This is a genomic window from Ruegeria sp. BH6 (assembly GCF_056538105.1).
The window spans coordinates 71,041-93,005 of sequence record NZ_JBQFSR010000007.1 but is presented as its reverse complement, the minus strand read 5'-3'; the positions used below and the strand labels follow the sequence as shown (position 1 = coordinate 93,005).

Below are 21,965 nucleotides of genomic sequence, written 5' to 3'. Positions count from 1 at the left end.
CGTATGTCAAACAAGGGGCAACAGTTGCAACGAAGGTTGGCGGCAATTCTAGCCGCAGATGTCGTTGGGTATTCGGCGCTTATGCACAAAGACGAGCAAGCCACAATTCTAATGCTTGATCACCTGGAAAGCGACATCGTCACCCCAACGATAGCAGGCCAATCAGGTCGTGTCGTAAAGAGCATGGGCGATGGTTGGCTAGTGCAATTTGACAGCGCGGCGCAAGCTGTAACCGCAGCAATGCAGCTACAAGAACAGTTGGCTGAACACTCGTTAATGAACATGCGGATTGGTGTTCATGTGGGCGACATCACTGAAAAAGGTGACGACATCTTAGGTGATGGTGTAAACATTGCGGCACGGCTTGAGAGCATTGCGCCAACCGGTGGCATCGCAATTTCTGAACCCGTACATTTGAACCTTGAACACACTCTGGCAGACGCTTTCAAAGCAGTTGGGAAAAAGAAGCTCAAGAACATCCAGCGCAGCCTGGATGTGTGGGTTCACGATGGACCGCAACTAGGCGCATCGCAAAGCTCGCATTCTTTCACAGAGACGAGCTTGCCAAAGCTATCCATTCATCCTGTCACGTGCAGCGACCAACGAACCGAATTAAAGGAAACGGCCGCAGCTCTTACTTCAGATTTCGGTTCTTATTTTCGAACGATCAACTGGTTAAACGCGGCAATAACATCCACGGAAGCATCCGAGGGATATGTACTTCGCGGCGTGCTGCGTGGACACGGCGACCGATTGCGTCTGGAAGCCCGCCTAAATGACTCTTCTGGTCCTGAAATCTGGACTCAGAAGTTCGACGGTTCGGTCGATGCTATCTTTGATTGGCAAGACGAAGTTGTAGAAAAACTGTTGGATGCGGTTAGCGGAATCTTGATCCAGTCGCTGACCGCAAAGCTCTCCGCTTTGCCTGAAGACGAACTGACTGCCGAACAGTGCGTCTTGATGGGCATGATCACATGGTCGGAGGCCAGCATCGACAGCTATGAAGAGACGTTGTCGTACCACGCCAGGGCCATCGAAGCCAAACCAACCCTCGCTGCCGCCTACGCCGAAGCTATTTGGACAATGAATGGCGCGAGAACCTATGATCTTCGACGCGAACTGTCATCTTATTACGAGAAACTACCACACTGGATTGAGGCCAGTCGACACATGGCAGGTCAAAGCCCAACGCTTGATCTGAGTGTTGCCGTGGCGGATTACAATGTGGACGGGGATGCTGATCGACTTTCCGTGGCGCTTGAGCAAATCAGGCAACGAGCGCCATTAGATGCCCGCCTGCATTTGTTTATGGGTTGGGGATACAACTGGGCCGGGTTTCCTAAAATGGCATTAAGCTGTTTTCAGACGGCGCTTCGGTTGGGCCGATATGGAGCCGTTTTCGTAGGTGCTTCCGGAGGTGCTGCCACCTCTTGCGTTATGCTTGGTCGAGACCGCGATGCCATCGGCTACGCTGAGGCAGGTTTGCGCTTCTCAAAAAACTATGCCGCACTTCACAGCACGAGGGCTGCTGCACACGCAATGCTTGGGGAACCTGAAGAAGCGTCCGCTGCTTTGGCGCAAATGCTGCAAATGGAACCTGGTGAGACGATTTCGAAGTGGCGTAGCAACGTGGACTATGGTGGCTCTGAAGGCGCTGAACGCTACTTTGAGGCACTTCGCCGGGCAGGGTTGCCAGAATAGCGGTGCCGGAACCAAGTTGCCCTGGCAAAACCGGCAGCTTGATCGCGCATATTAGTGCCTGCAAAGCTCGAATTTGAAGGGCCGCTTTGGGCTGGGATGTCAACAAACTGACTGGTACATCGAACTCACAAATTGTGGCACCGATCTAGCAGTCAAGGTTTCCCTTAAACCGGTGGCGGCGCATTGGGGAAACAGGCCCAACGCGCCTCATTCGCTTTGGATAACTGGTCTCAGGTCTGCGACGGCACCGGGTCTTGGGTTCGGATGCAAACCCAAAGAAAATAGCGTCGAGCGAACCGGGTAGCTGACTAATGCGACGTGACATAGCTGGTTCCTTTTCTGTTTATGCGCCGAGCTTGGCTGGTCTGAAGGAACTGGGCCACAGACGCGATCCGCCTGAACCCGTAAGTCATCCGTAAGTCACTTGGGCAATCACCTATTGTCAGGCATATTGATAAGCAGCGGCACGACTATTTCGGAGACAACATGACCGCCCCTTCGTCCATCTTCGCCGACAAACTTCGAAGCCATCGAGCTCGCAACGGTAAGGATGGTCGAATGTCACAGGAACAATTGGCTGCTTTGCTGGGATTAAGTGTAGATGCGGTTAGCAAATATGAGCGTTCGCTGTCTTACATCCGAGGTGATCTGGAGCACCTTTTGATAGAAAAGCTCGGATGGACGCGGGATGAAGTTGTGGCTTGCCGTGAGGATTGGGAAAGCCGTTCAATTGGAAAGCAGGCCTCCTACCGGGTTCTTCGCGAACACGAAGTGGCGTTGGAATACGGATCTATCGAGTTTGCCGATGCCGCCGTTCAGGCCTTGGAGTTGGCAAGCGCTCATGAGTTTCCCGATGGGTTCTCCGCCTGCGATCCCATCTGGGCGGAGATTCTAAAGGATGGGGCGATGTCTGGCGTTTATGTCATGATTGGAGATGAATTAGCCGCTCATATCTCGCTCATTTTCCTGGATGAAGATTTGGAAGCTAGGTTCCGCGAGCGCCGATTGGTTGAAGCTGAATTCAGTCTGGGAGCCCTCCGACGCCCGGTTCTTCCTGGCGATTATTTTGGCTATTGCGCCGGTGTCTACATCGCGCAAGGGCATCAAAAATCTGCGCTTCATCTGCTAAATGGGTTTGTAAAAGTACTGGAAGATCTCGTGGAAAGGGAAGTTTATTTAAAAGACCTAGCTGCCATCGCTGCAAGTCCAATAGGGCATCAACTCTGCAAGGATCTGAATTTCCAATTCATCGGGCCACACTTTAACGCCGCAGGCCTCGAATTCTGGCGTCTCGCCGGGGAAAGCATACCCAATTCTCTCTTTGCTCGACGCAGCCCAGTGCTCAAGAAAGCTTATGCCGACCGTTTCAAAAAAACTTAAATTCGGTCTGGCAATTGGTCATATGCAAATGACGTCCAGCGCAAAGGTTCAATTGTGGGCGATACATAGAACTGTATTTTGGGCAGCGCTACGTCGATGAAGTTAAGAGTCGAATGTCCGGTTCGAGCTGACAGCTATCTTAGTCGATACTGTGCCTGATCCGAATATTCGATCTACGTATCAAAGCGCTAAGCAAATTCGTGGCAACCAAAACAATCTTCTGATCTCTACAACCCAATACAATACTGCGGCGCTACTCTGGTAGACCGGCCTTTAGCATAGCATCCGCCCAGAATTTGCGCAGGGCTTCAGTCTTGTAGACCATGTGGCCGGTATAGGTTTGCACTGAAAATTGAGGGTCGATTGAAAGAACTGCGTCTACTGCTTTCGTGGCATTTTCGGTGTCATCAAGATCAGCGTGGATTGCTGCCAAACGGATTTGGCACAACAAGGTGCCAGGCAGGCGGGTTTCCAAGTGCCGGTAAACTGTTCTTGCTTGCTCCAGCTGACCTAACCCGCGATAGGCATCCCCCAAATGGCTAAAATACCAGTCCGGGCTGTAGGGCGACAGCCGAATGGCTTTTCGCATGCTGTTCAGGCTTTCCTCAAATTCACCACAACTATTGTACGCAATTGCCAGCATGGCATGAGAAAGCGAGACACTGGGTTGCCGTTCGATAGCTTCATTACAAAAGGCTTTGGCTTCATCAAAACGAGATTCGTTTGTGAAAATATACCCTTGCAGTGCGTAGACATCAGCCGGGACATTTTTCATCGCCAACAATGCGTCGCAGATAGATTGGGCCTCGTCAGTTGACGCCTTCGGATCTTGATGAAACCCAAGGCGGGCACCGGCTTGTAACGCCCAGCCAAGGCCCGTTCTGAATGATAAGTTCTCGGGGTCAAGCTCAACCGCTTTCCGGTAGAGCTGAATCGCGGAGAGATTCCCTTCTTTTGTAAATTTGTATTGTTCACTGATTCCACGCATCATCAAGTCCCACGCCTCAAAGTTAGGCGCTTGATCTGCCCAAAGCCGGAGCTCTTGTCCGTGTGTAAGGTTGACCGCCAATGAGATAGAAATTTCGCGTGTGATTTCATCTTGAACGGTAAAAATGTCTTCAATCTGACGGTCGTACCGGTCGGCCCACAAATGCGACCCGGTTTGGCATTCAATAAGCTGCCCGGTGATGCGAACCCGCTGCCCCGCCTTTCGAACACTCCCTTCAAGGACGAAACGAACACCTAATTCCCGTCCGACCTGTCTTACATCGACAGACCTTCCTTTGTAGGCAAATGTCGAATTGCGCGCCATCACGATGAGGCCATTGATATGCGACAAGGCAGTGATGATGTCTTCGGTAATTCCGTCCGCGAAGTATTCCTGCTCTGGGTCGCCTGACATGTTTTGAAATGGCAGGACGGCGATTGACGGTTGGTCCGGCAACTCCAACTGCTCACCTGTCAGAACTTCGTAGAACTCAGGTGACAGGCGCGCCGGGTCGAGATCGATGCTGTAGGCGCCAATCCTATGCTCGATGTTTTTTAGATCTTGCTCACCCAGATCCTTGAAACTGCCGGAGACCTTTCCTTTGATTTGACGGTATACATCCTCGGAAATGCAGACGCCTCCGGGTTCTGCGATTGCTTCCAATCTTGCGGCTACGTTGACGCCTTCGCCAAAAACATCTGAACCTTCAGAAATCACATCTCCCAGATGAATGCCGATCCGCAATTGAATGCGTTGCACGCGGGGCACGTCAGGTTCTCGGTCCTGCATTGCTCGTTGAATGGCAATAGCGCACTCTGCCGCGTCGACCACACTGGTGCATTCGGCCAGCAAACCATCGCCCATCAACTTGACAATTCGCCCTCTGGACTCGCGTATTTGGGGTTGAACCAATTCAGAAAGTAAAAGGTTTAGGCGTAGTAGCGTGTTTTCTTCATCACGCCCCATGAGTCGTGAGAAGCCAACAACATCAGCTGCCAAAATCGCTGCAAGTTTCCGCTTCACTGTCAGCCCCCCGCGAAAGTTACGTTAGAGGCAACGACCTGCAAGGTCTACATTCGTGCGCCCTTGAACGTTTGCTGTTCCAACGCGGAGATCCTTGTTGAAGTTAGAAATACAGCCGCCAAGGCTTCGCACCGCTAAACTCAGCTTTGGCTATTAAATTCCAACGACCGCTCCAAGCTGCAATCAGCCAAATAATCGGGATACAGATAAATTTGCATTTGATGACGCAGCGGTTGGGCAAAAGAGTTACGGTAAGCGTCAGCCAGTCAATCCTGCCGCCCGCAGCCCATCCACAAGACGTTTGAAATCATCTGTTCGCCGCCACATCGACCTGAATCCACGGGCAAGGCTTTCTACTGTGTCATCATCAACCACAATACCTCGACTTGTGAACTCATCGCGACGTTCGGTGACAAATTCTCGCAATGCGTCGGAGGCGTCTCGCGCTCGTCCGAGCTGCGCGTAAGACGCGGCGACAAAGGCAGTGGCCAATGAGTTGAGCCGCGCTGCTCCCATCAAAAAACCAAGCGCTGCTTCGAAGTTGCCGTTGAAGAATTCGACCTGTCCCATAATCCAGTCGATGGCAGGCGGATGCAGCGGGTCCAGCGCCATCGCTTCCGAAACTACTTCGCGCGCCTTTTCGTGCAAGCCGAGCAGTAGGAAAGCGTAGCCGCACCATGCCATCGACTCCGCCTCGTTTTCTATCATGGAAAGTGTCTTATTGAATTGTGCCTCTGCTTCATCCCAAAGGCCAGCACAGAGATAGGAAAAACCAAGTTGGTCCTGAATGTAGACGTCCCGATTATCCAGTGCCACGCCCTTTCGGGCGATTTTCAACGTGTGGGCCGGTGCGTCAGCGTCTGCCAGCCCAAGCCACAAGTCTATTACATATGTGTCCGAAAGATACATGTAAGATCGCGCGATGGTCGGATCGAGTGCGACCGCTCGTTCCAACAAAGCTCTGGCCTTGGCCGTATCTCGTGCGTTCAAGCCGTCGCGTAGTGCCTTGCCCTTCAGCATCAGTTCATAGGCCTTCATCTGATCCGTTGGTTTCTGGGTCGAGCGGTCGACGACATCGTTTTGGACCCTACCCGGCAACACTGCGACGATACTTCGGGCCACTTCGTCTTGAACCGCCAGAACGTCCTCCAGTTCGTGGTCATATCGATCCGACCAGAGTTGAGTGCCCGTATGCGCGTCAGCGAGCTGTACCGAGATTCTCACGCGACTGCCGGCCTTCCGCACGCTGCCTTCAACCAGGTAATCTACGCCGAGAGCCTCCGCGATTTTGGCCGGATCTGTGTCCTGTGTCCGGAACCTGAAAGACGCATTTCTGGAAACAACCTTAAGTGTCCGAAAACGCGATAAGCCCACAATAATGTCTTCCGCAATCCCGTCGCTGAAGAATGCCTGCTCGGGGTCATCACTCATGTTTTGCAGGGGCAGGACCGCAATAGTGGCTTTTCCTGATTCAGGCCTGGGCGGTTCAGCGCATACTGCGTTTGACCCGCCAATGCGCCAAGCATGTACCGGTTCGGCGACGTTCTTTACTGTGTGCTGACCAGCATCCTCCCAGGCGACCGGTATACGGTTCCCGACCACACGATAGACAGCGTCAGACACCAACACACCGCCGGGCGGGGCAAGCTGCTCCAACCTCGACGCAAGGTTCACACCGGAACCAAAAACATCTCCGTCGCGCATGATAATGTCCCCAAGAGTGACACCGATGCGAAAGCGAAGCGGGTCGGAGCCTACTACTGGCACATTTTGCCATTCAACCGCGCAAGAAACGGCATCGACAGCGCTGTCGAAGCTGGCGAGCAGACCGTCACCCATCTGTTTGACAATGCGACCGTGATGCCGACCGACAAGCGGAACAGCAGTATCCTCAATGTGCGCTGAGAGGATTTCGAGCGTGCCTTTCTCGTCCCGCTCCATTCGGGCGGTAAAGCCGACAAGGTCAGCAATCAGGATGGCCGCCAGCTTTCGCTCCACCTGTTGTCCTCCTTTCTGTTTCATACTGGTCGCTACGTGTTTAGACCATGCGAAAGTGCACAGGGCCGGTTTCTGACTTTGCTCGAAGCCGGTTTCAGCGTTGGGGAACTATGCCATTCGTCTGCGCGAAAAGCTTGGAGGACAAACAGCCCAGTTGTCCTCGCCTTGAGCTGCGTTAGGTCCGTTTTGGGCTGCGAACGGCCTATCGCACCAAATCAGAAAACGCCGCCATCGACCCTTGTTAGACCTGCTTTGGTGCGAGTTCTCCCCACTCATCCGCGCTCATCCTTTTTCGCGTTAGCCCATCCTCTGAGGCGAATTGGGCTGCTTTGACGAGGAGAAAGGCCACCGTGATCGCATCTACCTCGCTGCGTTTCTCGAATTCTCCGGTAGTTTCATTGGGCCTTTCTTCTGACATTCCCATTCCCCTCTGTATCCGACGCTTTCGTGCAATTGGCTAGGGTCAGGACCCATTGATTTCCGCTTGGCTGCGTGATTCACGGTTCGAAAATCGAGCGGTGACCATGTCTGATCTTTTCTGGCTGACGGATGCGCAGATGGCGCGTCTTGAGCCTTTCTTCCCCATGTCCCACGGCAAACCACGCGTTGATGATCGACGTGTGTTGAGCGGCATTATCTTCATTAATCGCAATGGGTTGAGATGGCGCGATGCCCCTTCGGCGTATGGCCCACACAAGACACTCTATAACCGTTGGAAGCGGTGGAGCGACAAAGGCATCTTCGCCCGGATGATGGCCGGTCTGGCTACCAAACACGGTGAAGAGAAGACCGTGATGATCGATGCCACCTACCTGAAGGCCCACCGTACCGCGACCAGTTTGGGCGTCAAAAAAGGGGGCGTGGACGCCTGATCGGTCGCACCAAAGGCAGCATGAACACCAAGTTGCATGCCATCTGCGACAGCCGGGGACGCCCGCTCAACCTGTTCATCACCGCCGGTCAGGTCAGCGATTACGTTAGTGCGCGGGCACTGCTGAGCGGCCTGCCGGATGTCGATTGGCTGCTCGGGGATCGTGGCTATGATGCCGATTGGTTCCGGGAAGCGTTGAAAGACAAAGGGATGCGCGCCTGCATCCCTGGCCGGAAGCAGCGGAAGAAACCGGTTAAGTACGACAAGCGTCGTTACAAACGGCGCAACCGGATCGAGATCATGTTCGGCAGGTTGAAGGATTGGCGGCGTGTGGCAACCCGCTACGACAGGTGCCCGAAGGTCTTCCTGTCAGCAATCGCTCTCGCAACACTCGTTATCTATTGGCTATGAGTCCTGACCCTAGTTGCCAGAAAGATTGGAGATTTCCGATTTGCGGTTAAACTGAATTATGAAAGCGACCACAGGGAAGCAAATGAGGACTTGGCTGTTTAAGATACTTGGGCTCGTTGCGCTACTCGCTTTTGCAGCAATCGCTTTTGTTTGGTTGCTACTTGCTGCTCCGTTGTTCTCAGATATGCGACGCAACCTTGTGGAAAAGGCTCTTTCGGAACAAATTGGGCAGCCGCTTCTGGTCAACGACGATGTGAGCGTCGCACTTGGTCGCATTACTCACATCTATGTCGGTGGCGTTGTAATCCCCAGCGAGACACTGCCAGATACATCTCTTGCAGAATTAAAGCTCCTTGAAATGGAACTGGACGTTGCCGCCTTGGCCAACGGACGTCTGCACTTTGACAATCTTTTGGTGGACGGACTCCAGGCAAACTTTCTTACAGCCTCTGATGGCACAACAAGCTGGCGAAAACGCCGACCAATGCCAACGCCTCAAACCAACGGGTCGTTGGCAGAGGACAATCAAGACGCTGAGGCTGAAATCGAGACGTCCGAAGATGGTGGCAATGAAAGCAGTGGGATTCTTACCTTTCTCAGCGACAAGAACGTCAGTTTCACATCCATCGGTTTGAACGTTGACGACCAGGTTTCAGGTTTTTCGTTTGTGTTTGATCTTCAGTCACTCGCCCTCGAACAAGCAGCTGATGAACAAAGGACAAAGGTCTCGGGGACAGGCTCCGTCAACGGTCAAGGTTTCGAAATCGAGGGCGACTATCCCCATGACGCGCCGTTTACGACGCGGGCGAACTTTGGAGAAATGACTGTCCGCTACGATGGCGAGCCATTCGCGGAAGACGAAGGTGGCGGTTACCGGGCTGTCCTGGAGATGGATACCGGTGAATTCGGCGACTTTCTCGATGTCATGGGGTTGGAACGAGTTCTGGAAGGTAATGGCCAGTTGCAAGCTGAACTTGTGTCTCAGGACGTCCTAACAATCGAAACATTTACAACAACCGTAAGCCTTGAAGATGGACAAAAACTCGAAGCTGAAGGTTCTGTTGATGATCTCTATACAGCTCAAGGTGTCGATCTGCTTTTCAATGCGCGACTTCACCCAGAGGGACAACCGCCCCAAGCGGCGAAGAGTATTCAAGATCTCAAGTTTACAGGCTTTGAAATGCATATGGTTGGATCCCTGGCTTCCTTCGAATTCGAGAAGCTACTTTTTCAAACCAATGCATTCGACCAAGGACTGGACGTAATTGGCCCAGCATCCATCGAAAGCATTCGCCGCATGCCGGACGGCCGCCTCGCGATGTTGGACATTGCCTTGCAAGCCGGTCCAATTGAAGAGCCTGTCCTTAAAGCCGAAGGTGAAATCCTCGATCTGCTTCAGCTTCAGGACGTGAGTTTTGATGGTGTGCTCAACGGACGTGCTAAGTTGATTTTGCCGAACCTAGATGAGGGTTACGTTGATCAGTTCGGCGGCATCAAAGCCGATTTCAACATAACCAATGTGGGTGGGCCAGTTTCTCTCAACAGGTTTAACGCAACCACCTACGGCACCGATCTTTGGGCGCTGGATCTTGTACTATCTGTCAACGAGCTCAAAGGGCTAGCCGGTCTCGACTTTGACGTGGAACTGCATGTCGACAATGGCGCCCAGTTTTTGACTGCGCTCAACCTGCAACCTATCGAAATTGGCGCACTCGGCATTGATGCTGAAACCTCTAGGCAGGGCGAAGATTTTGATGCCGCAATCGAGTTCGAGGCCGAGTCTTCGCATCTCCTAGCCGCTTTGGATGCAAAGTTCCCCGAAGGTGCACCCGTCGTCCGTGGCAACGTTACGAGCGAGAGACTCGATCTCAACGACCTGAAGAACCTGACTGCCGTACTGGACCAACTAAAAAGCCTGGTAGGCGAGGCCTCAAAAGAACCTGAAGCTGAAATTCAGCCTTTGGTTTTGCCGAAGGAGACAGATGTTCAGCCTTTGGTTTTACCTAAGGAGAATGGGAAACCTGCCGATCTTCTGGATGTGCAACGTGTACTGAAAGAAGCTGATGTCGAGGTGCAGATCGACTTCAATAAGATTGTAGGCCAGCAAGGCGTAACTTCTGTTTCAAGCCAATTGTCTGCAAAAGACGGAACCATAGATTTTGGTCCTCTTCAAATGGCCTATGGCGGCGGAAACTTCAGCCTGCGGGCGGGCATGGACCTGATTGATTCACCCGATTGGCTTTCCTTGTCGGGATCGACCTCAGGATGGGAATTCGGTGAAATCCTTGATGAATTGGGAATTGGCATTGATGCCTATGGACGTTTGAGCGGTGAGTTCAACGTTTCTGGCAGTACCACCTCGGGCAAGGCCTTCCTCAACTCCATGCGCGGCAATGCGTCTTTGTCGATGTCCCAGGGCTACATCAGCACCAGCTTATTGGAGTTGGCGGGGCTGGGAATCTTCCCGTGGCTGTTTTCAGAAGAGTTCAGACAAGGTTACACCGATATCACTTGCGTGGTGGCTCCGGTTGAAATTCAGGCCGGGCGGGTCAGTTCAAACTCCACTGTCATTGAAACAGGGTCGGTTCAGTTGGTGGCCAGGGGACAAGTGGACTGGCTGAACGATAGCATTGCGATCAGAGCGGAGCCGCGGCGCGTTGGCAAACCCCTATCCCGAAGCGCTTGGCCTTTTGATGTGTCGGGCCAGCTTTCGTCGCCAAAGTTCAAGTTGGATGTGGGCGGATCCAGAAACAAGGCTCCAGAGGGCGCCGATGCTATGCCTGTCGACAGGCAACCCTGTGTGCCTGATATCAATCAATTGCAGTGATCTGACGCGACCTAGTTCTTCAGTGGTTCCGGCTGCTCCGCCTGACACGCCAGAACGGCCTCAATGGCTTTTGCGGATCCGCTTAAGTCGAGTTCGACTTCGGCTCCGCTTTCGCCAATGATCGTAACGCTTTGGCGTTTTCCAAACTCGGTTACAAATGCCGGATTGTCGAAAAAGGCGTAGCCACCGGGCACGCCATTCTTGTAGACACCTACGGCCTCACCTTCGAACTGCGCATCACCAAAATCAAATCTTACTATGCCTGTCGCACCGTCCTCGACTTGAACCCAGGCCGGATTGTAGGCGGCAAAAAAGCCGCCAGCCTGGTTTGGTGCAGCGCCAATTTCTACTGTCATATCGTCTTCAAAGGCTCTCCACGCGAGACAACCGTTGCCTTTTTCTGGATCGATGAGAATTGCCCAGTCGCCGGACTCACCCCACTGTTCCATCCCGGCTGCGTGAACAAACCCAGGCAGAAGCACTACAGTTGCGGAAAGTACCCACTTGATCATCCGGAGCCTCGCTGAGTTCTGAAGATTTCTTGTTTGATTCTAATCATTGCTCAATGTCAATCAATCCAATCCGACGACGGCGGTATTGCGTTTTTGAAGTTTCACAGATGCCCCTGACGAGTTGTTAGTCAGATATGTGAGCAAGCTCACCATCCCAATCAGCTGAAGGTATTTTGGGTTCCGGCGGATCAGCGATGTAAGACGGAGTCATTATTTGAGTTTCGTTTTCATTAAAAACATCGACAATGTTCTCACGAAGATCCGACAAGATTTTTGGCAAACTCGATCCACGAGAAGTGTACGCGTTGATTTCATAGTTGATCGCGTAATCTGCCAACTGGGTCCAAAGCACAAATGGCTCCGGGCTCTTTCTCAGCCCTTGAGTTCGGTGTGCCGCCTCAATCAGCATCGCTTTGATTTTCTTGGGAGGCTCCTCGTAGCCAATCCCCACCGTCGTGTGCACCAGTAGCCCCCGACCATCCACTTTGCGTGAGTAGTTCACAACTTCGGAATTGAGCAGTTGGGCATTTGGAATGCTGATCATCTCGTTCTTGATCGATTTGATGAGTGTTTCCATCAGTTTGATCTCTGTTACGTCGCCGATCTTGTCACCGACCTGAATTCGATCACCCACATTAGTGCTGCGTCTGTAGATGACAAACAGACCGGCCATCATATTTGAAACAACTGTGTTGGATCCCAGCGAAACCATGATGCCGGCAAGAATAGTCAAACCTTGGAAGGCGCGAGAGTCGGAACCAGGAATGTAAGGGTATGCAAACACCAACGCGATAACGATGAACAAAGCCCTGCACAGCATTTTTGTTGGTGCAATCCAATGATCCTCGAAGTCCTTTAGCTCAAAGGCTCCGCTCTCAATGTTTTCGAAGAAAAGATCGAGGCCTCGAATTCCCAGCCGAGTCACAACGGCTATAATCGCAAGCATGATCAGATTGGGAATGTACCCGACAATGGCCAAAACCACAGTGACCAGCGGTTCACTGACATATTTCAACAGGATTTGGGCTATGCCCTGTGTTTCCGCGAAAGAAAGCAGAACTAAGGAAAGGTAGTAATAGAAGAAAAAGAGGAAGAAGACCCACATCAAAACGTGGAATGCGTAAACGATGATGGAGGCAATAGCCTTGCTTCTTAGAATCGATTTTGTGGCTTCCTCAAAACCTTCTGCTCTCTTTTCCAAGTTGCTTCTGATGTAGTCCAACAGCTTTCGTCGTTTGGCGAAGAACGCATATGAAACCAGAGCAAAAATGACTGTCCATGCAACGGCAGCAATTGCACTGTCGACTAGGCCCTCGTTGGATCGCGCTTCACGATATTGCAGGATCGCGGTTTCAATAGCCTCGGCTTGTAATGCGGCCAAACTCTCGACGTCCATCTGTTCATATTCGGCATCCGCTTGGGTCGTCGTTGTAATCATCTGGCCATCGGCTCTAATGAGTTTCCCGAACTCAGAGTCCATGATTTCAACATTTATGCTCGAACTCTGAGAAGCGTCGCCAACCTCAGAAAGGCGCTCAGCAACCTTGTCGGCACGCTCAGTTGCAGGAAGGGCACTCGAACCACGAACGACGAACAGTTCCTCCCCATCTACAATCACTGGAGCAACAAATTCAGGATCTTCTCTTTCTTCAGTCGGAACAAGCGGTTCTTCTGACTGGGCGAACGCGACACTGCTGGCAAACAAAACAGTCGTGAACCAAACTACAAAAGCTCTCATGAATTTGCTCCCTCTACGGGTATCAGGTGAACATCGCGCTGTGGGAAAGGTATCGAAATCCCCTCTACGTCAAACCGCTCCTTTGCTTGCCCCGTCAGGTCCCAATAGACGGTCCAGTAATTGTCAGATTTGGACCACGGGCGACAGAAGATATTGACAGAGTTGTCTCCCAGCTCGCCGACGAAAACCTCGGGCTCGGGTGTCTTCAAACAGAGCTCGTGTTTTGAAACCAGTTCTTTGAGAACATCGATTGCTTGCGCCGCGTTGTCTGAATAAGCGATGCCAAAAACCAGATCGACCCGGCGTTCCTCCGAGGCACTTACGTTTGTAATCACGTCTCCCCAGATCTTACTGTTCGGGACGATAATGATTTGGTTGTCGAACGTACGAATTTTGGTTGAAACCACAGACATCTCATCCACAAAGCCGGATGATCCTCCGACTTGAATGTAATCGCCAGTATCAAACGGCTTCAAAACCATAATCATCAGACCACTTGCGAGATTGCCTAGGGTTTCCTGAAGCGCGAATCCCAGGATGAACGACAAGCCACCAAGAACGGCAAAAAGCGGAGTGACGTTCACCCCGAACAAGGCCAAGACAACGAGTATCCCAAGAACAAACACAGCCCAGAAAACTGCTGTGGCGATGAATCTCTTCAGCATCCTCGAAATTGTCGGAATTTTTTCTAAACCGCGTTCGGTGACACGGCGCACCATTCGGGCGACAAACATCATGGCCCACACGGCTAGCAAAACACCGAAAATAGCCATCAAAAGGCCCACGCCCCCTTCCCAGGAGAACAACCAGGCCCAAGCATTTTGAATTAGTGTCTGAAAGTCAGTTGTTTTGAGCGCCCCTGCCTTTAATGCAAGGATGTAGTTGGAATGGGGTTGCAGGTCTTCTGCCTTGGCCCCTTTCAGTGTCCACGCCTCAAGCACCAACCGATAGTTGTTCAAAAGCGCCGATCCTGAGTCACTTAGGGACGCCAATTGTGACCGGAGGTAGTTTTCTTGCTCCCCACTTGCTGTCCGAAGACCGAGATTAATCTGGGCGACCTCTTCGAGTTGCGAGCGCACAATACCTTGCCAAGTGCCTGCGACCTCGGAAAGCTCATCTGCTGTCAACGGAACAAGCAGGATCTCCAAATCTTCGCCCGAAATGGATGTATCAATGACCTCATCAAGAAGTTCGTCTTGCTCTACTTCGATAGCTTCCTGCGCATCCGTCGTTTCTTGGGCGTTGGCAGAAAAAGCGCCTGTGAGAGTCACCATGCAAAGAAATAGCCAAATTGGCCCGATATTGAATAGTCGTCTCATTTATCCGTCCCCCTCTTTAATCGCTAAAGAGAACATACAGGGGTGCCATGAATCCACTTTTATATTCAAAATCGAATATTCTGTTGTGACAAATACCGTCTGAAAAAACAGCTTCACATCCACTTGGTTCGGAAGGATGGTTGTTCAAAAAAGCGGACTACCAATTCATTGCAAATCGTCGATTGTCTTTGCCCCCTAAAATTGGGCCACTACTTTGGCGGCTGGCGTAGAAAGATAAGTGACTGGGCCTACGTCCCAGCCGCCAGGTCTTCCAACGACCCACCATCACGCAGAAAGTCGCTCCAGATCCACGCCATGCGATCCACAAACCACATCTTGCCGCCCGAGGTCACAACAATGCCAAGGAATGTGAATCCTAAGTCGTACGCCCAAAGACCGTATGCAAACGGCAGCAAACCCAATCCGCTGACATAGGCAAGTGCTTTGGCCATTCTAATATGATGAGCCGCAATCTTGTCTTGGTATCGCAGCCAGACACGCTCGCCCAATACACCTTGGGCTGACCAGCTCTCGAAGGTCTTGGGTCGGGAGAACGCACGCGGATTGATCCAGACCCAGACCAAAACCACGCCGACGGCAACCCATGCCCAACCACCAATCCACGCCCGACTCCAGATCGCCAACGCCATAAGGGGTAATGGTGTCAGCACGCGGGTCCAGACTGACCAAGGGTTTGCATGCCGCAACCAAACCTCGTCCTTCATACCCATGAGGCGTTCGGAAAGTCGAACTATGTCCATCGGGTCACTCCAGAAACTGCAAACCCATTATTGAGATTGAATCCATCCACTACTGATCACTACCGCTTTCAAGTCTCGTCCTTTAATTAAGATCAGGCACTCGCGATTACATGGCGAATATCCGGATCGATCCTGACAAGGCTTGAAAAACATATCTGGCCCGAACCTTGCTTGAGTGTATTCTTGTCACATTTGGAGCTTTGGGGGGCTGAAGTGACTGATACAGCAGACTTTGAGATAATGGAACGCCAAGGATGGGCGGATCCGTCTATTGCTAAAGGGTATGCCGACGGCTTTGAAATGGCGACGCGCCTGGTTGCTAGAAAGCTTGCAGACGAAGTCGCTGCTGGGCCGAATTGCAATGCTCTTGATCTGTGCACCGGACACGGTGTCGTGGCAGCAGAGCTTGTGGCCTGCGGCTCAGATGTAACGGGCTTGGATTTCTCTGAGCCGATGATTGAGCTTGCCCAATCAGCTGTGCCAACCGCGCGGTTCGTTCAGGGTGATGCAATGGCAATGGAGTTTCCAAATCACACCTTTGATGCGGTCACAATCGGGTTCGGCGTCCCACATTTTCCAGACCCCGAACGCGGTCTGAGAGAAGTAAACAGAGTGCTGAAACCGGGCGGTAGAGTTGCCTTCTCGATTTGGCGTGGCAAAGGATCAGATGGCGCGTTTGGCTGGCTGTTCGATGCTGTTGAACGCCTCGCCGACCCATCCATCTCTCTGCCTGCGGGCCCGGATGCGCACATGCTCGTAGACAGCGGAATTGCCAAGCCAATGGTCGAAAATGCAGGTTTCCGCAATGTGCGGCTTATCGATGTTGCAAGCGAATTGTGCGTTTCAGATCCTAAGATGCTTTTTGATGTTTTTGATGGGGGTGCAGTGCGTGCGGCATCGCTCCTCAAGCGTCAGCCGAAAGAACGGCGTGATGCAATACGCGCGGATTTGGCAACGCGCGTTCAGGCGGAAGTAAAAAAAGACCTTCGAGGTTATTTTGTGCCTGCCCCTTCAGTTGTTATCACTGCTTCGTCCCAAGCCTGAGCTGCTTCGCTGTAGATCGATTTCGCCGGATGATACTTGGAGGGATCGTCCATTGATGCCGCATGGACGTAGATGCAGTCACCCATCCGTTCACTTCTACGGATCAGCGGTGAGCCGCAGTTCGGGCAAAACCTGCTAAAGGTCGACAACCCTGATCCTCCTGCCATTTCAAATGTTTTGAGCGCATCACCAATCGAAACAGATTTGGCCACAAGTGGCACCATCTCTGAATGTCCCGAGCCGGTAAGCTGCTGGCAATCTCGGCAGTGACATCGAAACATCGGAAGATCAGAGCGAAATCCAGAGTATCGCACCAGCCCACATTTGCAGCCGCCTTCGATCTTATCACTCATGTCTTCTCCTCCACCAGGAAAGGATAGAGCGGCCAGTCCTTTGTGTCAGCTTGAACCTGCCGCTCCGAGGTAACAAGGACCGGCTATAGGTTAGAACGGTACAGCCACGCTTGTTCAGAATCTCCGGCGGTTCGCGCCTAACTATGCCTAGCCGATACCGCAAATGCAGAAAGCGTCCGAACGGACAAGTAAACGCCTCGGTTTTGCAGAAGATCTGATCATTGTTATTGTGGCTGCGGAGTAATACCGGTGTTCGAGGGGTGCAAAATGGCGCGGAGACTTCCAGGCGAGGGTGACAAGAAATTTTTGGTTTATGCAGGTACAGGTACGGACCTGATTTTTAATCACGGTATCGAGCTTCCGGGTTTTGCGTCGTTTCCCTTGCTGGAGAAGCCTGACACCCGGGCTGTTCTGGCCGGACAAATGCAAGCGCTCGTGCAATTGGCCGGCGATATGGGTGTTGGGTGCATTCTCGACGCACCGACATGGATGGCCAATGCCGACCGTGCTGCACCTTTGGGCTACGATGCTGAACGTCTTCGTGAGGTAAACAAGGATGGTGTCGCACTGATGGAGGAGGTGCGCACGGCTTCTGGTCGGGATGACGTTTTGGTTTCCGCCTGCGTTGGTCCAAGATACGATCCTTACGCTGATGTCCCGCCCATGACAGTTGAACAGGCGCGTAGTTACCACGGTGCGCAACTTGCTGTTCTGAAAGAAACCAGTGTTGATCTGGTGACCGCGTACACGTTCAACCGCCTAAGCGAGGCTGCTGGCTGTGTTCTGGCTGCAAGAGATATTGATTTACCGATCATTTTGTCATTGGTCGTCGAAACCGATGGCTGTTTGGCTGACGGCACCAAGCTTGTTGATGCCATAGACCAGATCGAAGCAGAAACAGACGGCGCGGCTCTGTTCTACATGGTCAACTGCGCACACCCGACGCACTTTGCCGACGCGCTCAACGCGCATCCAAGGCTCAAAGGTGTTGTTGCCAATGCATCAAGTTGTTCGCACGCAGAACTGGATGAGGCCGATACCTTGGATGAAGGAGATCTCGTGCAGCTCGGCCAAGAAATTGCGGATGTCCTGCGGAAGAACCCGTCTATCAGGGTGTTTGGCGGTTGCTGCGGTACGGATATGCGACACCTAAGGGAAATGGCTTTGGAGGTAGATCGCGGATAGCGCTGCTGTTTTATTTACGGCGGCGTATCACCGTATGGTTGAAGCTTGATGATAGGCTTTAACGGGAAAAACAGTGATTCGAGAAGTAATTCCGATGAAATGCTGGCGAAGCGTCATGACAGGTGCTTGACTTTGCTTTTATAGACCGTGGACCAAACGTGTTCTACCGTCTCGATCACGCAACTCAATTTGAGAAGCTCAACTGACACCTTCAGGATGGAGACTGACGATGTTTGCTGGGAGGATGACAAGCTTTCGCACTCACATGAAAGAAGCCGGAATCGACGTTGCTCTCATCACCGATGACGACAACGTTTATTATCTGACGGGCTATTATGACTACCTGCATATGGAGTTCGGGCGTCCAACCATCCTGATTGTGCACCGATCAGGCGAAAGCCTGCTGATCACGCCGACAATAGACCTGAACGCGGCACGTTCGGCGGCTCATGTTGATCGTATCGCGGCCTGGAATGACGGTATGGGCGAAGAGTGGAGATGGGAACTGCCTAAAGCGGTCAAAATGGCAAAGCGCGTCGGGATCGAGCCTGATCACATGCCGCCTGTTGTGCGGACATATCTGGAAACGTTGGTCCCGGTGGAAAACCTGGTCAGCGCCACACCGATATTGGCTGAAATGCGAATGATAAAATCCGCCCAGGAACTTCAATTGGCCCGGCATGCCGGGCAAGTTGCAAGCGCTATGATGGAAGCCGGACGCGACGCCATTGCAGACGGAGTGCCGGAGTTCGAAGTTGCGATTGCCACGTCCCAGGCTGGAACACGAAAGGCCGCCGAGCTTTTAGTGGCGCATTACGATGACGCGGACATGTCGCCCAACACTCATTTTCTGCAAATAATGGCGTCGGGCGACACCATCACCAAAACCCATCATCGCGCCTCAACCCGGATCATGAAACGAGGCGAGCCGGTGTTTTTGTGCTTTTGCGGCATGACCAATTTTCACCGTTTCAAACTGGGTTTTGACCGCACCTTTTGGATTGGTGAGGTGGCGGACAAACAACAAGAGAATATCTATGAGGTTGCCGTGGCAAGTCAGGCCGCCGCACTGGCAGAGCTGCGCCCAGGTGTGACCGCCGAAAGTGTGCATACCGCCTATGCCGAGGTTATCCAGGGGGCGGGTTTTGAATACCCGTTCCGGTGTGGTCGCGCGACCGGCTATAGCTTTTTGGAGAAACCACAGCTCGTCACCGGCGACACGACAGTGTTGCAGCCAGGGATGGTTTTCGCTGTTGATGGTTCAGTGTCAGTCGATACATTTCGTGCGCAGGTTGGCGACAGTTTCATAATCACCGAAAATGGTTGGGAGGCAATAACGGAACATCCAAAGTCCTTGGATGCCGTTATCCTTTGACCTTCTGACCAACGCAGTCTTTTGAATGCATTGGCGTGGCGAGCGCCTGAAATGGCGAGCCGGGTCTTAGGGTTTTGTAAGTTTTGATCCACGATCTCGCGATTGCGTTGCATCTTTAGGCATCCGCAACGCGATTAGGTGCGCGAAGTTGGAAGCACCTCCGGCACCTTCGATAGCGCAGTTTCAGAGGTAAATAAGCCACTTTGGGACCCGGCAATTGGAATGTATAACTGGCAGTGCATTGGAGAAGAAGGCGTGGCGGAAAACTTGCGTTAACAGCCATTGTTCGATTGGGGGTAGATGGAAAATGAGTGATGATTCTGAAACCTACCGAGGAATCTGTTATTGCGGCGCATGTAGTGTTTCTACTGCCGGTGAGCCGATGGTCATGGCTTATTGTCATTGCCACTCTTGCAGAAAATGGCATTCGGCGCCGGTCAATGCGTGGTGCCTCTGGTCGGCAGACAATGTCTCGTTGTCAGGACCGACGGTTCACTCGGACAAAAATGATGAAAGCCATCGTGTTTCCTGCGGCAAATGCGGGGGTGCATTGGTGAATATCAAACCCGGAAAGGACATTGTAGCGGTCTACGCAATGTCGCTGGCCGAATCCGGTTTGAGCTTCGAGCCGGCCTTTCACATCTTCTACGGCGAGCGTGTTTTCGACATGGCTGATGGCCTGCCGAAGTGGAAGACGGTTCCGACATCGTTTGGAGGGGATGGTGCCGCTGTGACCGAACCGGACAAAACCGGTTGGATTTCCTTGAACACGCGAGCCGAAGGTTGAAACGCAAACTCACTTCGATCTTGGCGGCTGACATTGTCGGCTTCTCGCGGCTTGTGGAAGCCGCCGAGGAAGCCACGCTGGCCCGTCAGAAAGAACTGCGCGTGTCCGTGTTTGATCCCGGTGTTGCGCAGGCAGGTGGTAAGATCATCAAGTCAACGGGCGACGGATTTCTGGCCGAGTTTTCTAGTGTAGTGGAAGCGGTTCGCTTCGCGATATCTGCACAAGAAGCCGTTCGCGCAGAGGAGGAATCCACGCCTCAGGATCGGCAGATCAGTTACCGCATGGGCCTTCACATAGGCGATGTGGTTGTTGATGACGGCGATATCTATGGTGACGGTGTGAATCTCGCAGCTCGCTTAGAGGGCGCAGCCCCGACGGGCGGGATTTGCATCTCCGCTGCCGTTCGTGACCAGATCGTTGGCGTAATGGACGTGCTATTTGCGGATGTCGGTGAACTGACATTAAAAAACATCTCGCGCCCGATCCGCGCCTTTGTTTGGCCCCCCGACCAAGATGGTGCGCAGAACGGTGTCAGCACACCACCCATCGGTGGTACATCCAGGAAACCGACCATAGCCCTCGCGGCATTCGAAGCCCTTGGCAGCAATGATGATGCCAAGATGCTGGCAGAGGCCTGCAATCACACGGTAGAGGCGGCGCTTGCCAATCTGACCGGATTGGATCTGATCGCTCTCGATGCGGACCCGGATCATATCGCAACCGCAGTGTTTCAGGCGTCCGGCAACCAGGTCCGTACCACCCTAAAGCTACGCGAGACGAGCACGTCAGCAACCTATCTGACCCAGCGGATGAACGGTGATCTTTCCGACCCCTTCTTGGCGGAAGATCTGTTGTCAGGTGAAATCGCAACAACGATCCGATACGGAATTCTGCAACGAATTGCTGAGCACGCGGCTGAGACAGAGACAAACGATCCCGAGGCAATGCTGAACCTCGCAGGGCATTACATGATGGGATCGCAGCCCGAAGAATGGGACGCGGCGGGCCGTCTGCTGGACAGGATCCTGACGGTCCAGCCACGCAATTTTATGGCCGTTGGGATGAAGGCGAACACGTTGATCGGCGAATTGGTATGGGGTTACCGTCCGATAAACACGGAGGATATCGAAGCGGCCGACGCCGGGTTGAGCAAGGCTGTATCGTTGAATGACCAAAGCGACTACTTGCACCTGATCCGGGGGATTTTTCACTACGGTATTACCGGCGATTTGGAAGCGGCGGTGCGGTGTGTTGAACGCGGGTTCGAAATCAGTCCGCAGTTCGCCCAGGGGCATATGGTACTGGGCTGGATTCAGAACCTGATGGGCCAACCAGAGTTAGCGCTGAAGTCCATCAAAAAGGGCTCGTTTTCTCTTGCCAAGAACCGGATATATCACCGTGTCCCACAAGCGTTGGCCCAGACTTATCTGGTTATGGGCGACTTCGAGAATGCCATCGCCAACGCCAACCGAGCGCTACAAAATTCGCCGGGGCTGCCGGTCGCACAAATGTACCTTGCCAGCGCAGCCGGTCAGGCTGGTCTACCTGATGAAGGAGAAAGGGCGCGGGATGCCCTAATTGCGTCAGATCCGGACTTCCGAGTTAGCGGCGTGCGCAGGTTCCATTTTCAGGACCCAACACGTTGGGACGCAATCCTGGATGGACTTCGTTTGGTGGGGCTGCCCGAGTAAG

At 52.8% G+C, this 21,965-nt stretch carries 16 protein-coding genes; 9 read left to right on the top strand and 7 right to left on the bottom strand.

Annotated elements, in window-relative coordinates; translation table 11 throughout:
- The first annotated feature begins 3 nt into the window (after window positions 1-3).
- Window positions 4-1,701, top strand: a complete 1,698-nt coding sequence (locus ACR0B8_RS14950; RefSeq protein ID WP_480658902.1) for an adenylate/guanylate cyclase domain-containing protein — start codon at window positions 4-6, stop codon at window positions 1,699-1,701.
- Window positions 1,702-2,259: 558 nt separating this feature from the next.
- A complete protein-coding gene (locus ACR0B8_RS14945; protein ID WP_170361919.1) occupies window positions 2,260-3,081 on the top strand; it encodes a helix-turn-helix domain-containing protein in 822 nt (273 codons plus the stop codon).
- Between the two features lie 253 nt (window positions 3,082-3,334).
- Here ACR0B8_RS14945 and ACR0B8_RS14940 read toward each other — a convergent pair whose 3' ends face one another.
- A complete protein-coding gene (locus tag ACR0B8_RS14940) occupies window positions 3,335-5,092 on the bottom strand; it encodes an adenylate/guanylate cyclase domain-containing protein (RefSeq protein WP_480658904.1) in 1,758 nt (585 codons plus the stop codon).
- Window positions 5,093-5,350: 258 nt separating this feature from the next.
- Window positions 5,351-7,090, bottom strand: a complete 1,740-nt coding sequence (locus ACR0B8_RS14935; protein ID WP_480658906.1) for an adenylate/guanylate cyclase domain-containing protein — start codon at window positions 7,088-7,090, stop codon at window positions 5,351-5,353.
- Between the two features lie 524 nt (window positions 7,091-7,614).
- Between ACR0B8_RS14935 and ACR0B8_RS14930 the strand changes: the two genes are divergently transcribed.
- Window positions 7,615-8,372 (top strand): IS5 family transposase gene (locus ACR0B8_RS14930; protein WP_226689719.1). Its coding sequence is split into 2 segments (ribosomal slippage): window positions 7,615-7,951 and window positions 7,951-8,372, totalling 759 coding nucleotides; the frame shifts between segments, so codons are not numbered across the junction.
- 82 nt (window positions 8,373-8,454) lie between these two features.
- Window positions 8,455-11,199, top strand: coding sequence for an AsmA family protein (locus ACR0B8_RS14925; protein ID WP_480658908.1), 2,745 nt, complete (start codon window positions 8,455-8,457; stop codon window positions 11,197-11,199).
- A gap of 11 nt (window positions 11,200-11,210) precedes the next feature.
- Here the strand turns inward: ACR0B8_RS14925 and ACR0B8_RS14920 are convergent, their stop codons facing one another.
- The 4 genes from ACR0B8_RS14920 to ACR0B8_RS14905 all read right to left on the bottom strand — a co-directional run bounded on the left by ACR0B8_RS14920 (window position 11,211) and on the right by ACR0B8_RS14905 (window position 15,529).
- Window positions 11,211-11,711, bottom strand: a complete 501-nt coding sequence (locus tag ACR0B8_RS14920; RefSeq protein WP_170361923.1) for a hypothetical protein — start codon at window positions 11,709-11,711, stop codon at window positions 11,211-11,213.
- Between the two features lie 124 nt (window positions 11,712-11,835).
- Window positions 11,836-13,449, bottom strand: a complete 1,614-nt coding sequence (locus ACR0B8_RS14915) for a mechanosensitive ion channel family protein (protein WP_170361924.1) — start codon at window positions 13,447-13,449, stop codon at window positions 11,836-11,838.
- Window positions 13,446-14,768, bottom strand: coding sequence for a mechanosensitive ion channel family protein (locus ACR0B8_RS14910; protein WP_170361925.1), 1,323 nt, complete (start codon window positions 14,766-14,768; stop codon window positions 13,446-13,448). The genes ACR0B8_RS14915 and ACR0B8_RS14910 overlap by 4 nt, the downstream gene beginning before the upstream one ends.
- A gap of 248 nt (window positions 14,769-15,016) precedes the next feature.
- A complete protein-coding gene (locus ACR0B8_RS14905; protein ID WP_170361926.1) occupies window positions 15,017-15,529 on the bottom strand; it encodes a DUF6653 family protein in 513 nt (170 codons plus the stop codon).
- A 213-nt stretch (window positions 15,530-15,742) separates the two neighbouring features.
- On the opposite strand from ACR0B8_RS14905, the gene ACR0B8_RS14900 reads away from it, so the two are divergent.
- The gene (locus ACR0B8_RS14900; RefSeq protein ID WP_480686156.1) at window positions 15,743-16,573 is read left to right on the top strand and encodes a class I SAM-dependent methyltransferase; all 831 of its coding nucleotides are present in this window, start codon (window positions 15,743-15,745) and stop codon (window positions 16,571-16,573) included.
- On the opposite strand, the gene ACR0B8_RS14895 is transcribed toward ACR0B8_RS14900, so the two are convergent.
- On the bottom strand, window positions 16,522-16,926 hold the full coding sequence (locus ACR0B8_RS14895; protein ID WP_480658912.1) for a GFA family protein: 405 nt from the start codon (window positions 16,924-16,926) through the stop codon (window positions 16,522-16,524). The genes ACR0B8_RS14900 and ACR0B8_RS14895 overlap by 52 nt on opposite strands.
- Window positions 16,927-17,193: 267 nt before the next feature.
- On the opposite strand from ACR0B8_RS14895, the gene ACR0B8_RS14890 reads away from it, so the two are divergent.
- The 4 genes from ACR0B8_RS14890 to ACR0B8_RS14875 all read left to right on the top strand — a co-directional run bounded on the left by ACR0B8_RS14890 (window position 17,194) and on the right by ACR0B8_RS14875 (window position 21,964).
- Window positions 17,194-18,111 carry a homocysteine S-methyltransferase family protein gene (locus tag ACR0B8_RS14890; protein WP_480686155.1) on the top strand — a complete coding sequence of 306 codons (918 nt, stop codon included), beginning with the start codon at window positions 17,194-17,196 and terminating at the stop codon, window positions 18,109-18,111.
- A gap of 229 nt (window positions 18,112-18,340) precedes the next feature.
- Complete coding sequence (locus tag ACR0B8_RS14885) at window positions 18,341-19,486, top strand: M24 family metallopeptidase (protein ID WP_480658916.1); 1,146 nt, start codon at window positions 18,341-18,343, stop codon at window positions 19,484-19,486.
- A 307-nt stretch (window positions 19,487-19,793) separates the two neighbouring features.
- Window positions 19,794-20,273 carry a GFA family protein gene (locus tag ACR0B8_RS14880; protein WP_170361929.1) on the top strand — a complete coding sequence of 160 codons (480 nt, stop codon included), beginning with the start codon at window positions 19,794-19,796 and terminating at the stop codon, window positions 20,271-20,273.
- The gene (locus ACR0B8_RS14875; protein ID WP_170361930.1) at window positions 20,270-21,964 is read left to right on the top strand and encodes an adenylate/guanylate cyclase domain-containing protein; all 1,695 of its coding nucleotides are present in this window, start codon (window positions 20,270-20,272) and stop codon (window positions 21,962-21,964) included. The genes ACR0B8_RS14880 and ACR0B8_RS14875 overlap by 4 nt, the downstream gene beginning before the upstream one ends.
- The last annotated feature ends 1 nt before the right edge of the window (window position 21,965 follow it).

Coding starts and splice junctions, on each gene's coding strand:
- ACR0B8_RS14920 (WP_170361923.1), bottom strand. CDS start 11,711: ATGATCAAGTGGGTACTTTCCGCAACTGTAGTGCTTCTGCCTGGGTTT.
- ACR0B8_RS14945 (WP_170361919.1), top strand. CDS start 2,260: ATGTCACAGGAACAATTGGCTGCTTTGCTGGGATTAAGTGTAGATGCG.
- ACR0B8_RS14950 (WP_480658902.1), top strand. CDS start 4: ATGTCAAACAAGGGGCAACAGTTGCAACGAAGGTTGGCGGCAATTCTA.
- ACR0B8_RS14895 (WP_480658912.1), bottom strand. CDS start 16,926: ATGAGTGATAAGATCGAAGGCGGCTGCAAATGTGGGCTGGTGCGATAC.
- ACR0B8_RS14890 (WP_480686155.1), top strand. CDS start 17,194: ATGGCGCGGAGACTTCCAGGCGAGGGTGACAAGAAATTTTTGGTTTAT.
- ACR0B8_RS14925 (WP_480658908.1), top strand. CDS start 8,455: ATGAGGACTTGGCTGTTTAAGATACTTGGGCTCGTTGCGCTACTCGCT.
- ACR0B8_RS14905 (WP_170361926.1), bottom strand. CDS start 15,529: ATGGACATAGTTCGACTTTCCGAACGCCTCATGGGTATGAAGGACGAG.
- ACR0B8_RS14915 (WP_170361924.1), bottom strand. CDS start 13,449: ATGAGAGCTTTTGTAGTTTGGTTCACGACTGTTTTGTTTGCCAGCAGT.
- ACR0B8_RS14885 (WP_480658916.1), top strand. CDS start 18,341: ATGTTTGCTGGGAGGATGACAAGCTTTCGCACTCACATGAAAGAAGCC.
- ACR0B8_RS14910 (WP_170361925.1), bottom strand. CDS start 14,768: ATGAGACGACTATTCAATATCGGGCCAATTTGGCTATTTCTTTGCATG.
- ACR0B8_RS14880 (WP_170361929.1), top strand. CDS start 19,794: ATGAGTGATGATTCTGAAACCTACCGAGGAATCTGTTATTGCGGCGCA.